The sequence below is a fragment of the Brevibacterium linens genome (assembly GCF_003999335.1).
Lineage (GTDB): Bacteria > Actinomycetota > Actinomycetes > Actinomycetales > Brevibacteriaceae > Brevibacterium > Brevibacterium linens.
In genome coordinates this window covers 1,770,036-1,785,212 of the sequence record NZ_CP026734.1, presented here as the reverse complement: position 1 = coordinate 1,785,212, position 15,177 = coordinate 1,770,036, and the positions used below count along the sequence as shown (strand labels likewise).

16 protein-coding genes and 1 tRNA gene are annotated in these 15,177 nt (G+C 65.4%); 7 read left to right on the top strand and 10 right to left on the bottom strand.

The window, feature by feature from the left end; genetic code table 11:
• Nucleotides 1-66 precede the first annotated feature (66 nt).
• The 4 genes from CXR29_RS08040 to CXR29_RS08025 all read left to right on the top strand — a co-directional run bounded on the left by CXR29_RS08040 (nucleotide 67) and on the right by CXR29_RS08025 (nucleotide 4,171).
• Nucleotides 67-1,080 (top strand): TetR family transcriptional regulator C-terminal domain-containing protein, encoded by a 1,014-nt coding sequence (locus CXR29_RS08040; RefSeq protein ID WP_101553984.1) that lies wholly within the window; start codon nucleotides 67-69, stop codon nucleotides 1,078-1,080.
• On the top strand, nucleotides 1,077-1,988 hold the full coding sequence (locus CXR29_RS08035; protein WP_127364296.1) for a beta-keto acid cleavage family enzyme: 912 nt from the start codon (nucleotides 1,077-1,079) through the stop codon (nucleotides 1,986-1,988). Before CXR29_RS08040 ends, CXR29_RS08035 begins: the two co-directional genes overlap by 4 nt.
• Nucleotides 1,985-3,520, top strand: coding sequence for a 3-hydroxyacyl-CoA dehydrogenase NAD-binding domain-containing protein (locus tag CXR29_RS08030; RefSeq protein WP_127364295.1), 1,536 nt, complete (start codon nucleotides 1,985-1,987; stop codon nucleotides 3,518-3,520). Before CXR29_RS08035 ends, CXR29_RS08030 begins: the two co-directional genes overlap by 4 nt.
• A gap of 108 nt (nucleotides 3,521-3,628) precedes the next feature.
• Nucleotides 3,629-4,171 carry a YdeI/OmpD-associated family protein gene (locus tag CXR29_RS08025; protein ID WP_101545638.1) on the top strand — a complete coding sequence of 181 codons (543 nt, stop codon included), beginning with the start codon at nucleotides 3,629-3,631 and terminating at the stop codon, nucleotides 4,169-4,171.
• Between the two features lie 54 nt (nucleotides 4,172-4,225).
• Here CXR29_RS08025 and CXR29_RS08020 read toward each other — a convergent pair whose 3' ends face one another.
• Together CXR29_RS08020 and CXR29_RS08015 are read right to left on the bottom strand one after the other, a co-directional pair.
• Nucleotides 4,226-4,582, bottom strand: coding sequence for a DoxX family protein (locus CXR29_RS08020; RefSeq protein ID WP_308297784.1), 357 nt, complete (start codon nucleotides 4,580-4,582; stop codon nucleotides 4,226-4,228).
• Nucleotides 4,583-4,598: 16 nt separating this feature from the next.
• Nucleotides 4,599-4,671, bottom strand: a tRNA-Ala gene (locus CXR29_RS08015).
• Nucleotides 4,672-4,834: 163 nt separating this feature from the next.
• On the opposite strand from CXR29_RS08015, the gene CXR29_RS08010 reads away from it, so the two are divergent.
• Nucleotides 4,835-6,046, top strand: a complete 1,212-nt coding sequence (locus tag CXR29_RS08010) for an NAD(P)/FAD-dependent oxidoreductase (protein ID WP_101545635.1) — start codon at nucleotides 4,835-4,837, stop codon at nucleotides 6,044-6,046.
• Nucleotides 6,047-6,176: 130 nt separating this feature from the next.
• On the top strand, nucleotides 6,177-6,899 hold the full coding sequence (locus CXR29_RS08005; protein ID WP_101553980.1) for an alpha-ketoglutarate-dependent dioxygenase AlkB family protein: 723 nt from the start codon (nucleotides 6,177-6,179) through the stop codon (nucleotides 6,897-6,899).
• Between the two features lie 37 nt (nucleotides 6,900-6,936).
• Here CXR29_RS08005 and CXR29_RS08000 read toward each other — a convergent pair whose 3' ends face one another.
• Genes CXR29_RS08000 through CXR29_RS07975 form a run of 6 tightly spaced genes read right to left on the bottom strand, consistent with a single transcriptional unit; the run spans nucleotide 6,937 to nucleotide 12,838 of the window.
• The gene (locus CXR29_RS08000; protein ID WP_101553979.1) at nucleotides 6,937-7,326 is read right to left on the bottom strand and encodes a cation:proton antiporter; all 390 of its coding nucleotides are present in this window, start codon (nucleotides 7,324-7,326) and stop codon (nucleotides 6,937-6,939) included.
• On the bottom strand, nucleotides 7,326-7,586 hold the full coding sequence (locus tag CXR29_RS07995) for a monovalent cation/H+ antiporter complex subunit F (RefSeq protein ID WP_101593609.1): 261 nt from the start codon (nucleotides 7,584-7,586) through the stop codon (nucleotides 7,326-7,328). The genes CXR29_RS08000 and CXR29_RS07995 overlap by 1 nt, the downstream gene beginning before the upstream one ends.
• Nucleotides 7,583-7,957, bottom strand: coding sequence for a Na+/H+ antiporter subunit E (locus tag CXR29_RS07990; protein WP_101553977.1), 375 nt, complete (start codon nucleotides 7,955-7,957; stop codon nucleotides 7,583-7,585). The genes CXR29_RS07995 and CXR29_RS07990 overlap by 4 nt, the downstream gene beginning before the upstream one ends.
• The gene (locus CXR29_RS07985) at nucleotides 7,957-9,474 is read right to left on the bottom strand and encodes a monovalent cation/H+ antiporter subunit D family protein (RefSeq protein ID WP_101553976.1); all 1,518 of its coding nucleotides are present in this window, start codon (nucleotides 9,472-9,474) and stop codon (nucleotides 7,957-7,959) included. The genes CXR29_RS07990 and CXR29_RS07985 overlap by 1 nt, the downstream gene beginning before the upstream one ends.
• Nucleotides 9,471-9,803, bottom strand: a complete 333-nt coding sequence (locus tag CXR29_RS07980; protein WP_025776778.1) for a sodium:proton antiporter — start codon at nucleotides 9,801-9,803, stop codon at nucleotides 9,471-9,473. Before CXR29_RS07980 ends, CXR29_RS07985 begins: the two co-directional genes overlap by 4 nt.
• On the bottom strand, nucleotides 9,800-12,838 hold the full coding sequence (locus CXR29_RS07975) for a DUF4040 family protein (RefSeq protein ID WP_127364294.1): 3,039 nt from the start codon (nucleotides 12,836-12,838) through the stop codon (nucleotides 9,800-9,802). Before CXR29_RS07975 ends, CXR29_RS07980 begins: the two co-directional genes overlap by 4 nt.
• 122 nt (nucleotides 12,839-12,960) lie before the next feature.
• Here CXR29_RS07975 and CXR29_RS07970 point away from each other — a divergent pair, with 122 nt between their 5' ends.
• Nucleotides 12,961-14,100: a glycosyltransferase family 4 protein gene (locus tag CXR29_RS07970; protein WP_206516264.1), complete on the top strand. Its 1,140-nt coding sequence runs from the start codon at nucleotides 12,961-12,963 to the stop codon at nucleotides 14,098-14,100.
• A gap of 65 nt (nucleotides 14,101-14,165) precedes the next feature.
• On the opposite strand, the gene CXR29_RS07965 is transcribed toward CXR29_RS07970, so the two are convergent.
• A complete protein-coding gene (locus CXR29_RS07965) occupies nucleotides 14,166-14,762 on the bottom strand; it encodes a histidine phosphatase family protein (RefSeq protein ID WP_101553974.1) in 597 nt (198 codons plus the stop codon).
• Nucleotides 14,759-15,136: a ribosome silencing factor gene (gene rsfS / locus CXR29_RS07960; protein WP_025776782.1), complete on the bottom strand. Its 378-nt coding sequence runs from the start codon at nucleotides 15,134-15,136 to the stop codon at nucleotides 14,759-14,761. The genes CXR29_RS07965 and rsfS overlap by 4 nt, the downstream gene beginning before the upstream one ends.
• Nucleotides 15,137-15,177: the final 41 nt, after the last annotated feature.

Here is a 15,177-nt window from a genome sequence, read left to right as displayed (position 1 = left end):
CGCAAGTTCTGACTATTATTCATATTTCCTTGCGACAGGTCTCGATGCTGAGGTAGGTTCGACCTCATGAATGGTGCGCAGACGTCCGACACCGAGGATAATCCCCATCGCGAGGACGACCAGAGCTCCGAGCACAGCCGGAGCTCCGAGGCCACCGGACTCCGTGTCCGGGAGGCCATCCGGCGATCGGGGCTCAAACAGCGCAAGATCGCCGCGGCCATCGGCATCGATGAGACGAAACTGTCCAAGGCCTTGTCCGGTCGCCGCCGATTCACCGCCGATGAGCTCCTCGGCGTCGCCACCGCCACCGGCGTGACCGTCCGGTGGCTGCTCGGCGACGAGTCACAGGTCTCCGCTCCTCCCCCGAACACGGCGACCGTTCCAGACAGCGACGAGGATGCGAATCCTAAACGCAGCATCGCCGAAGCGGCATGGACGCTGTTCGGCCGGCACGGCTTCGACGCCGTGCGCATCGCCGATATCGCGGCCGCCTCCGGAGTCTCAGCCCCGAGCATCCACTACTACTTCGCGAACAAATCCGACCTCTTCGACGCCGCTCTCGACTATTCGGTCAAACTCGCATTCGACCGCCAGATCGCGTGGCTCGATGAAATTGCGGACCCGGCACAGAGGCTCGAACGCCTGCTGAAGCTGCAGTCCCCGCTGGGGCGAACGGAACGCGGCGAATGGTCGATCTGGCTGCAGACCTGGGCTCGGCTGTCGCTCGAGGATTCGACGTTGTCGAACTATCCGCTCAGCTATGAACGCTGGTCGAAGACCGTGCAGACGACGATCGAGGAGGGGCAGCGCACCGGCCGCTTCCGCTCCGGCGACCCGCGGGCCATGGCCGATGAACTCACCTCTCTGCTCGACGGCCTCGGCATCAAGGTGCTCACCGGAGTGATGGACACGGACACCTTCGCACAGCGACTGCGCACGTACCTCGACCGCTCGATCAGGCATCCGTCGCCCGCACCGGCCACACCGACCACAACAGCCTCGTCGACCACCCCAGAACGACCGACCGAGACCACCTCGATGCCAGCCACCAACACCGATCAATCCAAGGAGTCATCATGAACCGCAAGGTCATCCTCACCTGTGCCGTCACCGGTGCCGGAGACACCACCGGCAAGAGCGAGCACGTTCCCGTCACACCCGAAGAGATCGCCGACGACGCGATCGCAGCAGCCCGCGCCGGCGCCTCGGTCGTCCACATCCATGTCCGCGATCTCGAGACCAGACAGGGCTCACGCGAGGTCGCCTACTACCGCGAGGTCGTCCGCCGCATCCGCGCCTCCGACGTCGACCCCGTCATCAACCTCACCGCCGGAATGGGCGGCGACCTCGTCATCGACCCCCAGGACCCCCTGACCACGATGCCGGGCACCGACCTCATCAACGCCCTCGACCGACTCCCCCATGTCGAGGAGCTGCTGCCCGAGATCTGCACGATCGACTGCGGCAGCCTCAACTTCGGCGAAGGGTCGAACCTCTACGTCTCGACCCCTGACATGCTGCGCGAAGGGTCGAAGCGGATCCAGACGTTGGGCGTGCGTCCGGAGATGGAGATCTTCGACACCGGCAATCTGTGGTTCGCCAACGTCCTCGTCGAGGAGGGTCTCATCGATGCCCCGCCGCTGTACCAGCTGTGCATGGGCATCCCCTACGGCGCTCCCGCCGATCCGGGCCTGCTGGGGGCAATGGTGAATATGCTGCCCAAGGGCGCCCAATTCACGTCGTTCGCCATCGGCGCCAATCAGCTGCCGTGGGTCGCCCACTCCGTGCTCGCCGGCGGGCACGCTCGCGTCGGACTCGAGGACAACCTCTACATGTCCAAGGGCGTCAAGGCCACGAACGCCGACCTCACCGCGCGCGCCGTCGAGATCATCGAAAGCCTCGGGGCGGCCGTGGCCACCCCGGACGAGGCCCGCGAGATCCTCGACCTGCGCGTGCAGACCCCGACTATCACCGGAGGTGACCTGTGACCGATTCCACCCCCGCAGACCCCGGTCCCGACTCGCCTGCCTTCCCCGACTTCGCCGCGATCGACACCGTCACCTGCGTCGGCGCGGGAACCATCGGCGGCGGTTGGGCCGCGTACTTCCTCGCTCAGGGCTTCCGGGTGAAGATCTGGGACCCGGCCCCGGACGCCGGCGACAAGTTCACACGACTTCTCGACGCGGCATGGCCGGCCCTGGCCGAGCTCGACATGCTCGAGGGAGCCGACCGGACCGCGTGGTCGATCCACACCGACCTCGCCGAAGCGGTCGCGGGCACCGGTTTCGTCCAGGAGTCCGCTCCCGAAGATCTCGCGCTCAAGCGCGGACTGCTGGCCCAGATCGATGGGCTCTGCCCGCCGAATATCGTCATCAGCTCGTCGACCTCGGGATATTCCATGACCGAGATGGCCACCGAGGCGGCCCACCCCGAACGGCTCGTCGTCGGCCATCCGTTCAATCCGCCCTACCTCCTCCCTTTGGTCGAGGTCGTCGGCGGACAGTCCACGTCGGCCGCCGCTGTCGACTGGGCCGCAGACTTCTTCACCCACATCGGCAAGTCCGTCATCCGCATGGACCGCGAAGTCCCCGGCTTCATCGCCAACCGACTGCAGGAGGCACAGTGGCGGGAGGCCCTGTACATGGTCGAGCAGGGCGAGGCCACGGTCGAGCAGATCGACCGCTCGATCACCGATGGTCCGGGTCTCCGTTGGCCGTTCCAGGGGCCGATGCTCACGTTCCACCTCGCCGGCGGTGAGGGCGGTATGGCGCATATGCTCGACCATTTCGGTCCGTCGCTGAAGTCCCCGTGGACGCGCCTGACCGCTCCCGAGCTCAGCCAGCAGCTGCGAGATGATGTCGTGGCCGGCTGCGATATCGAAGCCGGTGAACGCTCCATTGCCGACCTCGTGGCTCATCGTGATGCCGGAATCATCGCCCTGCGTCGACTCACGGCGCAGTTGGACGCCACGCCGGACTCCAGCAAAGCCCAGTCGGCGGACGGCACTTCGGGGCACCCGGCATCCCCCGCCGCGGTTTCTGCTCCCCCGTCCTCCGCACCGACGGCGGCGACCGCCTCGGCGTCGAAGCTGAGCACGTACAGCACTGAGGTCGTGCCCAAGTGGATCGATTACAACGGTCACATGTCAGAGGCCTTCTACGTCCTCGTCTTCGGATTCGCGACCGACCAGGTGATGGATCAGCTCGGCCTCGATGCCGCCTACCGAGAATCCCAGAAGGCGTCCCTATATACGGTCGAATCCCATATCCGCTACCTCGACGAGGCGGCTCTCGGCGACCGACTCACCGTCGTCCCGCGCCTCGTCAGTGCCGCAGAGAAGAAGCTGCACCTGGCCTATGAGATGTATGTCGGGGACCGGCTCGTGTCCACCGAGGAGATCATGGCCCTCCACGTCGATCAGACCACGGATCGCGTCGTGCCCTTCCCGGACACCGTGGCCGAGCGGATCTCTCAGGTCGTCGAGGAGCGTCCGGAGTGGGTAGGTCGCTCGATCGACTGACTCGTCAGGAATCGAGCAGTCAGCCCGGACTCGGGCCGCTATTCTTAAAGTCATCGCTTCAGTCGAAGCCGACTATCCGGACCCGAATCCGTTCCATGAGGAGTCATCATGACCACCACGACTGCCGACGTCACGTTCACTGCGACCGCCGAGCTGCTGGCCGACCGTCCGATTCTGCGCCTGCCCCAGGACGCCAGCGATCAGCTGCCCTCCCGCGGGCAGGTGGCCGTCACCGGCACCCTCGACGGCACGGAATTCAGCACTGTCGTCGAACCCGATGGCCTTCGCGGCCATTGGATCAGTCTTGATGAGGACCAATGGAAGAAGCTCGGTGCGAAAGAGGGAACGGCGGTCGAGGTCGGCCTGACGCCGACGAAGGACTGGCCGGAGGTGACGGTGCCCGCGGACCTCCGCACCGCGCTCGATTCTGCCGGCGGTCTCGACGATGTGTGGTCCGGCCTGACTCCGATGGCACGGTGGGAATGGGTGCGCTGGATCAAGGCGACGAAGAACGCGGATACGCGTGCTCGTCGTGTCGACGTCGCGATCTCGAAGCTCGAGTCGGGCAAACGCCGTCCCTGCTGCTTCGACCTGTCATCGTGCACGGATCCGGAGCTGTCGAAGAGCGGAAAGCTTCTCGGTCTGTCCTGACCCGGCACGCGCCTCATCGGCATGCGTAGCAGGCATCTGATCGCGGTGCAGGATTCAGTCGGTGTCTGCGGCAATCGCGGCCGAAGCCCAGATGAGCGGGATCTGCAGCGGCAGTCTCGCCAAAGCAATGGCCCGGCCCCTGGGATCGTCCCAGTGTTTGACCGCAGTGTAGATGTTGGCAGGGAAGACGCCGACCATGAGCGCCGCGGATGCCGCGCCGCCGAGGCGACGTGTCCCCGCGTTCGCCATCAGTCCCGCGCAGCCGAGTTCAGCGATGCCGCTGGCATAGGTCCAGAAGCGCGGGTTGCCCAACTGAGGCGGCACGATGGAGTCGAAAAGGGCGGGCCGGGAGAAGTGGGCAACGCCGGCCAGGCCGAGGATGCCGGTCATGATCGTCGTCTTCATCGTCATTCCGAATCCGTTTTTGTGGAGCTTAGGGGAATCGAACCCCTGACCTTTTCATTGCGAACGAAACGCTCTACCAACTGAGCTAAAGCCCCTCTTCCGGTTTCAGTTTACGCCTGCTCCCGGCGTTCGACCAAAATCGCGCGGCCCCAAACGGGGATCGACCGGCACGGCCTGTCACCTGGGGCGGATCCGGTGGAGCCCCTTGATCCCGGCGAGTAGAGTCGAAAGAGAGTCCCCTCTACGAAAGGACCGACAATGGCAGAAGAATTCGGAACAGTCGTCATCGGCGCAGGCCTAGCAGGAGGCACCGTGGTCGAATCACTGCGCGACGCCGGCTACACGGCGCAGATCGCTCTCGTCGGCGCCGATCCTGCGGCTCCGTACTACCGGCCGGACCTGTCGAAGAAGGTGATGATCGAAGGGTCGGATCCTGCCGATTCGGCGCTCCGAGGCGAAGACTGGTATCCCGCTCACAACGTGTCGACGTTCTTCGGCACCTCGGCGACCTCCATCGACACGGATGCCCAGACGGTCGACCTCGAGGACGGACGAGAACTGTCCTATGGTCAGGTGATCCTCGCGACCGGAGCGGTGCCCCGCACACTCGACGTCCCGGGCGTCCAGCTGGGCAATATCCACACTCTCCGCGATGCCGGGGATGCAGTGGCCATCCGCTCGCAGTTCGGCGACGGCAAGAAGGTCGCGGTCATCGGCGGCGGCTGGATCGGCCTGGAAGTCGCGGCAGCGGCGAAGTCCCACGGCAGCGATGTCACGGTCGTCCTCCGTACCGACGCTCCCCCGCTCTCCTCCGTCCTCGGACAGGAGCTTGGAGAATACTTCGAGGACCTGCACCGGAAGAACGGAGTCAACTTCCTCAAGAACGCGGATACGACCGCGTTCACCGGTGACTCCGCGGTCGAGGCCGTCGAAACGTCCGCCGGAAGCGTCCCGGCCGATCTCGTGGTGGTCGGAATCGGCGCCGATCCCGCCATCGACCTGGCATCCTCGGCAGGGTTGTCGACCGAGAACGGAGTGATCGTCGACGAACAGATGCGCACGTCGGACGGCAACGTGCTGGCGATCGGCGATATTGCGAATGCGCAGAACACTCTGCGCGGTGAACGTCTGCGCGTCGAGCACTGGGACAACGCGGTGCGCCAGGCCGAGGTCGCAGCCTCGACGATCAGCGGAGGGACCAAGTCCTACGACTGGCAGCCGTACTTCTACACCGACCAGTTCGACCTCGGTATGGAATACGTCGGCCGCGGCGCCACCGAGGACGACGTCGTCATCCGCGGCGACAAGTCCAGCGGCGAGTTCATCGTCTTCTGGCACCGTGACGGAACGGTCACCGCAGCCATGAACGTCAATGTCTGGGACTATGGCGACGAACTCCGCGCACTCATCGGCAACAACGTCACCGCCGATCGACTCGCCGACGAACAGGTGCCCGTCGGCGAACTCTGAATCGGTCTGCCTCTGAGTCCGACCGCCACTGAGTCGGACCGCTCAGCTCTCGCTTGATGACTCCGCGGGGTCGGTGACAGACAGTCCCCGACCCCGCGGTTTCCTTGCCGTCTCTGGCATCCTGGTAGACATGGATTCCCTCTTCGCCGATGAGGCTTTCGACCGCCGACCGGCAGTCGTCGCACCCGGTGCGGTCTGGGTGCCGGGCTTCCTCACCGCCGAGGCACAGCAGTGGATCATCGCCCGCTATGCCGAATGGCAATCCGGTCCGGTTCCCCCTCATGCCGCAACGATCGCGGGCTATCCGATGAGCGTGACGACGATCGGTCTGGGCTGGCATTGGCAACCCGGGCGGTACGACCGCCGTGCCGTCGACGTCAACGACAAACTCGTGCTGCCCTTCCCCGATTGGATGACCCGCCTGGGCCGTCAGGTTCTGCAGACGGCGGTCACGGTCGTCGAGGACTCCTGGGAATTCGCTGCAGGAACGGCCGCCGCATGGGGTTTCGACCCTGCCGGCTACCATCCGGATGTAGCGCTCGTGAACTACTACGACGAACACGCGAAGATGGGTATGCACCAGGACAAGGACGAATTCGACCCCGCTCCTGTCGTCTCACTGTCACTGGGCGATACATGCCTCTTCCGATTCGGCAATACCGACAATCGCAACCGTCCCTTCGAGGACCTGCGGTTGGCCTCGGGTGACGCCTTCGTCTTCGGCGGCCCTGCCCGCTTCGCCTACCACGGGGTCAGATCGATCCAACCGGGTACTGCACCGGATGCGGGACGGCTGGACCACCTCGGCGGGGGCAGGATCAACATCACGATACGCACGACCGGACGGAACTGAGTTCGAGTCACCGGCGGTCCCGGTGCGGGGCGGCGGCTCAGGAGTCCTTGACGTCGGGGTCGACGTCGACGACGCCCTCCGGCGGCGCTGCCAGCCGATTGGGTGAGGTCTTGCGGAACACCGGCTGTCCTGACAGCACCGTCGACCTGGCCAGGGTATTGCTCGCGACCGAGGACACGATGATCAGGCACAACACTGCGATGACGGCCATGATCAGCGAGAACCAGGAGAACCCGGACGAATAGAGGTCGAAGATGAAGGCCGCAATGACGATGAAGGGCATGCCCAGGCCCGTAGCCGGCGAGAACACGTTGATCCGCGACAGGGCGTCGCGAACACGGAACATCGCCAGCGCGGAGCTGAGCAGCAGCAGGGATCCGGTGATGCCGAAGATCCCGACGAGGGTCGTGGCCAGTGTTTCATTCATCAGCGGTGCCCCCTCGTGAGGATGCGCGACAGAGCGATCGTGGCGAGGATCCCCACCATGGAGGACAGGAAGACCACGTCGAGGACGATCGACGAGGCCACCATGATGCCGAGCATCGTGACGATCGCGATGGCCGAGAAGTAGATGAGGTCCGAAACCACTGCACGTGAACCCTGATCCCGGGCCGTGAGCACGCGGATGAGGCCGATGATGATAGCGGCGGCGAGGATGACCGAGCAGATGCCGGCGATGACGATCATGGATGCCCTCCCTGCAGATCGGTGTGTGGACCCGGCGCACGTCCACGGGTCATCGACAGCAGCCGCGACTCCATGTCGATGAGCCCGTCGAGGGCGGATTCCTCCGACTCCTCGAATAGGGCGTGGACGAAGATCACCGGCGGGGTCGTCGCCGTGCCGGCCGCGATCGCTGTGACCAGCGTGCCGGGCGTGATGGTGATCGACGACGCGAACAGCGTGACTTCGAGGTCGGTGGCGCAGCGCATCGGCAGCTCGACGATCATCGGCTGGGCATAGTCGCTGCAAAAGAGTCGGGCGACGACGGTCGCCGACCCCGTGATGATCGCCCGGACGATGAAGCCGACGTAGGAGATGCCGTGGATAAGACGCATCACGGTGCCATCACCGCCTCAATATAGTCGCTATGGTCGAGCAGACCCTCGGCTCCCCGGAGTGTGAGGTCGAGCAGAGGCTCCGGGAAGCAGAAGAGCGCAACGGAGAGACCGATCATGATCGTCGCCGGCACCAGCAGACGGGCGGGGATGCGCACGCTGCGCATGATCGGTTCGGCCGGGGCACGTCCGGTCTCTGCCGAGTCCGGACGGTACGTCTGCATCGGCGGTCCCCAGAAGGTGTTGCGCCAGGTGCGCTGAAGCGCCAACAGGCTGATCGCTGCGCCCGCGACGATGGCTGAGACAAGGACCCATCCGAAGCCGCCGCCGGTGTCCGTGGAGGCCCGGATGAGTCCGACCTTGCCCCACAGCCCCGAGGTCGGCGGAAGACCGACCAAGGAGAAGACCCCGAGGATCATGAGGATGGTCGCCCATCGCTCGCGGGAGGCGAGCCCGGACAGCTTGCGGAAGGATCCGGTGCCGTAGGTCTGTTCGACCGCGCCCATGATGAGCAGCAGGCCGGCCATCGTGATCATATGGTGCATCATGTAGAACGCACCGGCGCCGAGGGCTGCCGAGGTCAGCAGGGTGACGCCGACGAGGATGTGGCCGACGCCGGCAGTCATCTCGAATCCGAGCACATTGCGCACCCGCACCTGTCCGAAGCCGGACACCGCACCGATGAGGATGCTCGCCACCGCGACGATGACCAGGACCGTCGCCCACGGGGCGGGTTCACCGTAGACAGTGGTGTAGATGCGGTAGATCGCGTAGAGCCCGACCTTAGAATGCAGCCCGGAGAACAGCGACATCATGCCCGCCGAGGTGTTCGGATAGCTGCGGACGAGCCAGCCGTGGAAGGGCGCGCCGCCGGCCTTGATGAACAGCGACAGCAGCACCACGCCCAGCGCGATCCCTGCCTGGCCGGTCGGCTGTCCCTGACCTGCCAGAACCGCGAGGTTGACCGTGCCGGTGGCACCATAGACGAATCCGACGCCGATGAGCAGCATCGTCGAGGTCAGCAGGTTGACCATCACATAGAGTCGTCCGATCCCGAGCCTGCGCCAGGTGCCGGTGACGGCGATGAGCGCGTAGGCGGGCAGCATCATCACTTCGACGAAGACGAAGAGGTTGAACAGATCACCGGTCAGCAGCGCACCATAGACTCCGGTGAGCATCATCATGATGAGCGCCGGAACGAACCGGTACTGATCCTCTCCGGTGGAGATGAGGAACAGGCTGCTGACGAACGCGACGAGTGAGGTGAGCACGAGCATGAGCGCAGTGAACGTGTCCGAGACGAACACGATCGCCAGACCGGGCACATAGTCGCCGACAGAATGGGCGATCACCGGGGTCGAACCGTGCAGCCCGAGGAGCCCGATCCCGCTGCCGCCGACGAACACGGGAACAGCGAGCAGGAGCAGTCGGTCGAAGGTGCGTGAGGTGATGAGCACGCTCAGGGCGGAGGCCAGGAGCGGGAGGCCGATGAGCAGTAGGAGCAGGGCTGAGTTCATGAGTCGCGCTCCTCCCCCGTCTCGGGGCTGCGTTTCTGGTCGTCGTCATGGCCGAGCACGGCCAGAGCGAGCATGAAGATCGTCACCGCCAAAGTGATGACGATGGCGGTGAGGACGAATGCCTGAGGCAGCGGGTCGGCCGCGTCGGCAAGGGAACCGCGCCCGGCCAGCGGTTCGCCTCTCCAGGCGCCGACCCCGGCCGAGAGCAGGATGAAGTTCGCGGCGTGGGAGATGAGGGTGAGTCCGAAGACTCCCCGAACCATGGAGCGCTGCATCATGAGGTAGACGCCTCCGGCGGTGAGGACGCCGATCGTCAGTGCCAGGATCATGCTTCCTCCCCATCTCCGCCGGCCGGTGAGTCCCCGCGGAGGATATGCGTCGAGTTCGCCCGCACCTTCGCTTCCTCGGAATCCTCAGCGCCGCGGCGGCGGCTGCGTTCGGGGCGTTCCCCGCGGATCGCCTCCATCGGACCGCTCAACTCCCCGTAGAGCAGCTCATCGGCACGTTCGCGGGTGCGTTCGACGTCGCGTCGGATGATGCCGTTGGTGAGCACATCGTCACCGGCCGGAGTCGCCGCGGAGTCCGAGACGCCGAGGAGGTTGAACGAGAGCAGCATGAGTCCGAGCACCGCCAGGTAGACGCCGACATCGAAGAGCATCGACGTCGTCCAATGCTGACCGGCGAACTCGGCGTGCATCGGGTGGAGGAACGAACCGGCGAACAGGAGACCGATGATGCCGGTGACCACTGCCGTGGCCACGCCGGAGCCGATGAGGTACAGGGGTGCCCGCGGCGGACCGATCGCACGATCCTTCGGCGTCGACAGGTAGGCCAAGCCGATGACGGCTGAACCGACGAGCGCGGCGATGAATCCGCCGCCCGGGGAATTGTGACCACGCCAGAAGATCAGCAGTGAGCTCACCGCCAGCAGCGGACCGAGGACCTTCAGCGTCAGCTGCAGCGGGATGACGTTCGGCCACGCCTCGTGGACGCCGCGGTACGCAGTGGTGCCCTTGGGGCGGATGGACACCCACGGAGGCCGCGGCGGTTCCGGGATGTTCTCGGCCGGCGGGTCGATGAACTTGTCCTTGACCGTCGACATCACAGCGACGATCGCGATTCCGGCCATGCCGAGGACGGTCAGCTCACCAAGGGTATCGAGGGCACGGAATTCGACGAGGATCGTGTTGACGATGTTGTCTCCGCCGCTGATCTCCGGAGCCTTGTCGAGATAGTACAGACCGAGGTCGGAACGTTCCCGCCGGCCGTTGAGCACCAGGGTGAGTCCGGCCGCGCTGGCACCGACGATGACCGCAAAGAGAAGGCGCGGAGTCTGTTTGCGCTTCGGGTACTTCCAGAACGAACGGGGAAGTTTCTGGAGCACGAGCATGATGACGATGATCGTCATCGCTTCGACGAGCAGCTGCGTCAGGGTGACGTCGGGGGCGCCGAGAGCCAGGATCTGCACGGTGGCGAGGATGCCGATGGCAGACAGCGCCACAACGGTCGTCAGACGCGAATGCGAGGTGCACAGGACGAGGACTGCCACGGTGATGAGGACGAGCAGGATGACGTCCACCGGACGGCTGAGATTCTGCTGCAGCGGCGGCAAGTCGGCGAAGACGACGGGAATCGAGCCGATGGCGAGCACGCTCAGCCCGCCCAACGACATCGCCAGATAGGGTCCGGAGTTCATCGGGCGGACGAAGGCGGCAAGACCGTGTCCCAGACGTTCGAGGCCCGTCGTCAGCGAGTCGATGACATCGGATCCGTCGAACGGCAGCGTGGCCTTGTGGAAGAAGACGAAGACGCGTGAGCGACGCAGGATGAGGACGACGCCGATGGCGATGATGAGTCCAGAGGCGAGCAGTTCGATGTTGAATCCGTGCCACAGCGCCAGATGGACGTGTTCGGTGGCGTTCGGCACCGCCGCGCGCACCACGTGGTCGAGCGGAGTGTCGAGGAGGAAGAGGACGAAGCTCAGCGGAAACGAGGCCAGGATCGGCAGGGCCGCCGCGATGAGCATGACGGGAGAACCGCGGTGGATGTCACCCGTCTCGGGTTCGCGCCCGTCGATGAAGCTGCCCCAGACGGTCTTCGCACAATAGGCGAAGGTGAGCACGGAGGCACCGACCGCGACGAGCAGAGCCACCCACCCGGCCCAGGGACCGCCCGGCGTCTCTCCCAGGGCCGTGAACAGGGCTTCCTTCGACACGAAGCCCAACAGCGGCGGAATCCCAGCCATGGATGCACAGCCGATGATCATCACCGTGAACGCCGCCGGAGCGGACCGCATGAGTTTCGGGATCCGTGCGAGGTCGCGGGTGCCGGCGAGGTGGTCGACGACTCCGACCATCATGAACAGGCCGGACTTGAACAGAGCGTGAGCGATGACGTGGAGAGTGGCGGCAGCGATGGCCGCCTCGGTGCCGACGCCGATGACGGCGGTGATGAGGCCCAGCTGGGACACCGTCGAATAGGCCATGAGCTTCTTCACGTCATGTTGGTTGAGTGCGAACCAGCCGCCCAGACACGCAGTGAGAAGTCCCGCCGTCACGAGCAGAACGTTCCAGGCCGGCGTGGCGTGGAAGGTCGGTGAGAACCGCAGCATGAGGAAGATGCCGGCTTTGACGACGGCAGCGGCATGCAGATAGGCCGAGACCGGGGTGGCAGCGGCCATCGCATCGGGCAGCCACGGGTGGAAGGGGAACTGCGCGGACTTCGTCATGGCGGCGACGCCGACGAGCAGAGCCACCAGCGTCGTGACCTCGGGCTGGCCCGTCCACACCGGGGAGCTGATCGCCTCGGCGAGGTTCGTCGTCCCGGTCACCGCGATGATCACACCGGTGGCCACCAGCAGGCTGAGGCCTCCGATGAAGGTGAAGAACATCGTCCGCAGGGCCGGTGCCTGTCCGGGTGATCCGGACCGGGCGATGAGGAAGAAGGACGCCAGCGACGTCAGCTCCCAGCACACGAACAGCACGAGCACATCGTTGGTGAGCACGAGCGCGACCATGGAGAACGTGAAGATCACCATCAGCCAGTAGAAGCTCGTGTTCCGGCCCGGGCTGAGGTAGCGGGTCGAATAGATGAACACGACTGCCCCGATGATCAGGGCGATATAGGTGAAGACGACGCCGATGCCGTCGGCTCGCAGAGCCAGGTCGACGCCGAGACTGGGAATCCACGGATAGGACGTCTCGGGATTGTTCCCGGCCATCACCTCGGCGGCAGTGGGGGTGAACAGCGCAGCCACGCCCAGGTAGGCGGCGGCGAGCGGCCAGCCGCTCTCCCGGCCGGCGAAACGAGTGAGGACCGGGGTGAGCACGACCAGTCCCGCCAGAGCGATCAGCGTTAGGATCATGAACGGGCCTCAACGGCCGCGGGCACAGGTGATGATTCCTTCACTCACTGATCCTTCGTCGCAGAATACGCATTCGGACAGACACAGACTTTCGAAGAATCAGACTATCGACTCGGAGTTCCATGAGCAAAAGCACACAGAGCCGTCAACCCTCTTCGAGGCTGTCGGTCTTCTTCGACGCGCGCTTCACCCGCACCGATCACCACGACGGGATCTCCCGGTACGGTTCGTGTCTGCTCTCGGCCCTGCTCAGGGCCGTCGAGGGCACGGAGATCGACGTCACCGTCATCATCAGCGACCGGGCCCAGCTGGCGCTGCTGCCCGATTGCGCATGGGTCGAGTTGTCAGACCCCACCTCCCCCGCTGAGGTGGCCATCGCCGGGAAGCTCAATGCCCTGGGAGCCGATGTCGTGTTCTCCACGATGCAGACGATGGGCTCCTTCGGTCGCCGGTACGGGCTCATTCTGACCATCCACGACCTCATCTACTACTCCCACCCCAAGCCGCCCGGCGATCTGCCGTTGCCGGTCCGGCTGCTGTGGCGGGCGTACCATCTGAGTTTCTTCCCGCAACGGCTGCTCCTCAATCGGGCCGACGCGGTGGCGGCAGTGTCCGAGACGACGAAGGATCTCATCGCCGCTCATCACCTGACTCGCAGGCCGGTGCAGGTGGTGTCCAATGCCGCCGAGGTGGCCGCCACCTCCACGCGGACGGTGAACCGACACGATGCGAAGACACTCCTGTACATGGGCGCGTTCCTGCCGTACAAGAACGTCGAGGCCCTCATCCGCGCCCTCGAGTACCTGCCCGGGTGGACCTTGCACATCGCCAGCCGCATCGACGGACGTCGGGAAGCTCAGCTGCGTGCCTTCATCCCCGACCGCGCGAAGGTCGTCTTCCACCGAGGAGTCAGCGAAGAGGAGTACGCGCGCCTGCTCGACGAGTCGACAGCTCTGGTCACGGCCTCGCGCGAAGAGGGATTCGGGCTGCCAGTGATCGAGGCGATGGCTCAGGGCGTGCCCGTGGCCGTCTCGGACATTCCGATCTTTCGGGAGATCGCCGCCGAGGCGGCCGAATACTTCGACCCCGAGGACCCGCAGTCGATCGCCGAGGCGATCACCCGGCTCACGGACGCCGAAAGATGGGCGGGGAAGTCCGCGGCCGGACAGGTGCAGGCACTGGCCTTCGATTGGGCGAGGTCGGCGGACTCGCTGGTCGAGCTCATCAGATCCGTCGCACCGGCCCGGACGGCCGACAGCTGAGTCCGGCGCGGCCCGGACGGCCCGGACGGCGGAGAACCGAACCGGCAGTGCCGCTGACCCTCGCCTCAGCGGGAGAACGCGCCCCAGCTGCGCAGCACCCAGCTGTCGCCGGTGAATCCGAACTCTCCGTGACCGCAGTTGCCGAGGACGCCGAGCCGACCGGTCCCGTTCATCTCCAACAGGATTTCGGCGGCTGCCCGCAGGACCGCACCGTGAGCGACGATGGCGATCGGCTCGGCGTCGGTCGACCGTACGATCTCGGAGATGGCAGCTGCGACGCGGTGACCGGACTGGGAACGGGACTCGCCCCCGGGCGGATTGACATCGGCACCGGAGGCCCATTCGGCGAGTTCGTTCGGCCAGATCTCGGCCACCTCGGCGCGCGTGCGCCCTTCCCACTCACCGAATGCGGTCTCGCGCAGACGCTCGTCGCGCAGGGGTTCGCGACCGACGAGCGTCGCCAGGCTGTCGGAGGTCGCCGCTGCACGGGAGAGGTCGGAGGAGACGATGAGTTCCGGATCGAACTCGGCGAGGAGTCGAGCGGTTTCTTCGGCCTGAGCTCGGCCCGTGTCGTTGAGGGGGACGTCGGACTGTCCCTGGAAGCGACCGGCGACGTTGAAGTCCGTCTGTCCGTGACGCCAGAACAGCACCGTCTTCGTCATTCGTCCGAGCCGGGTTCGGGCAGCTGCAGGTCGATAGCCGGTACGTCTTTCCACAGCCGTTCGAGCGCATAGTACTCGCGCTGCTCGGCAGAGAAGACATGGACGACGATCTCTCCGAAGTCGAGCAGCACCCAGTCCCCTCCCCGACCCTCGCGGCGCAGCGGGGTGAGGTCGTGCACGAGCTGCAGCTCTTGTTCGATCGCGTCGATGATCGCACCGATCTGGCGTTCGTTGTCGGCCGAGACGATGAGGAACGCGTCGGTGATGTAGAGCGTGGAGCTCACATCGAGGCCGATGATGTCGGTTCCGAGCTTCTCGTCCGCCGCTTTGGCGGCGGTTCGAAGCAGCTGGGTGGATTCGGCGATCTCGCTCACAAGATCCTTTCGCATGGATGCGGTGGTGGAGGTGGTGTGTC

Bases quoted from the DNA above. Each gene is read 5' to 3' on its own strand.
- CXR29_RS08040 (WP_101553984.1), top strand. From the start codon at position 67: ATGAATGGTGCGCAGACGTCCGACACCGAGGATAATCCCCATCGCGAG.
- CXR29_RS08035 (WP_127364296.1), top strand. From the start codon at position 1,077: ATGAACCGCAAGGTCATCCTCACCTGTGCCGTCACCGGTGCCGGAGAC.
- CXR29_RS08025 (WP_101545638.1), top strand. From the start codon at position 3,629: ATGACCACCACGACTGCCGACGTCACGTTCACTGCGACCGCCGAGCTG.
- CXR29_RS08020 (WP_308297784.1), bottom strand. From the start codon at position 4,582: ATGACGATGAAGACGACGATCATGACCGGCATCCTCGGCCTGGCCGGC.
- CXR29_RS08010 (WP_101545635.1), top strand. From the start codon at position 4,835: ATGGCAGAAGAATTCGGAACAGTCGTCATCGGCGCAGGCCTAGCAGGA.
- CXR29_RS08005 (WP_101553980.1), top strand. From the start codon at position 6,177: ATGGATTCCCTCTTCGCCGATGAGGCTTTCGACCGCCGACCGGCAGTC.
- CXR29_RS08000 (WP_101553979.1), bottom strand. From the start codon at position 7,326: ATGAATGAAACACTGGCCACGACCCTCGTCGGGATCTTCGGCATCACC.
- CXR29_RS07995 (WP_101593609.1), bottom strand. From the start codon at position 7,586: ATGATCGTCATCGCCGGCATCTGCTCGGTCATCCTCGCCGCCGCTATC.
- CXR29_RS07990 (WP_101553977.1), bottom strand. From the start codon at position 7,957: ATGCGTCTTATCCACGGCATCTCCTACGTCGGCTTCATCGTCCGGGCG.
- CXR29_RS07985 (WP_101553976.1), bottom strand. From the start codon at position 9,474: ATGAACTCAGCCCTGCTCCTACTGCTCATCGGCCTCCCGCTCCTGGCC.
- CXR29_RS07980 (WP_025776778.1), bottom strand. From the start codon at position 9,803: ATGATCCTGGCACTGACGATCGGCGTCCTCACCGCCGGAGGCGTCTAC.
- CXR29_RS07975 (WP_127364294.1), bottom strand. From the start codon at position 12,838: ATGATCCTAACGCTGATCGCTCTGGCGGGACTGGTCGTGCTCACCCCG.
- CXR29_RS07970 (WP_206516264.1), top strand. From the start codon at position 12,961: ATGAGCAAAAGCACACAGAGCCGTCAACCCTCTTCGAGGCTGTCGGTC.
- CXR29_RS07965 (WP_101553974.1), bottom strand. From the start codon at position 14,762: ATGACGAAGACGGTGCTGTTCTGGCGTCACGGACAGACGGACTTCAAC.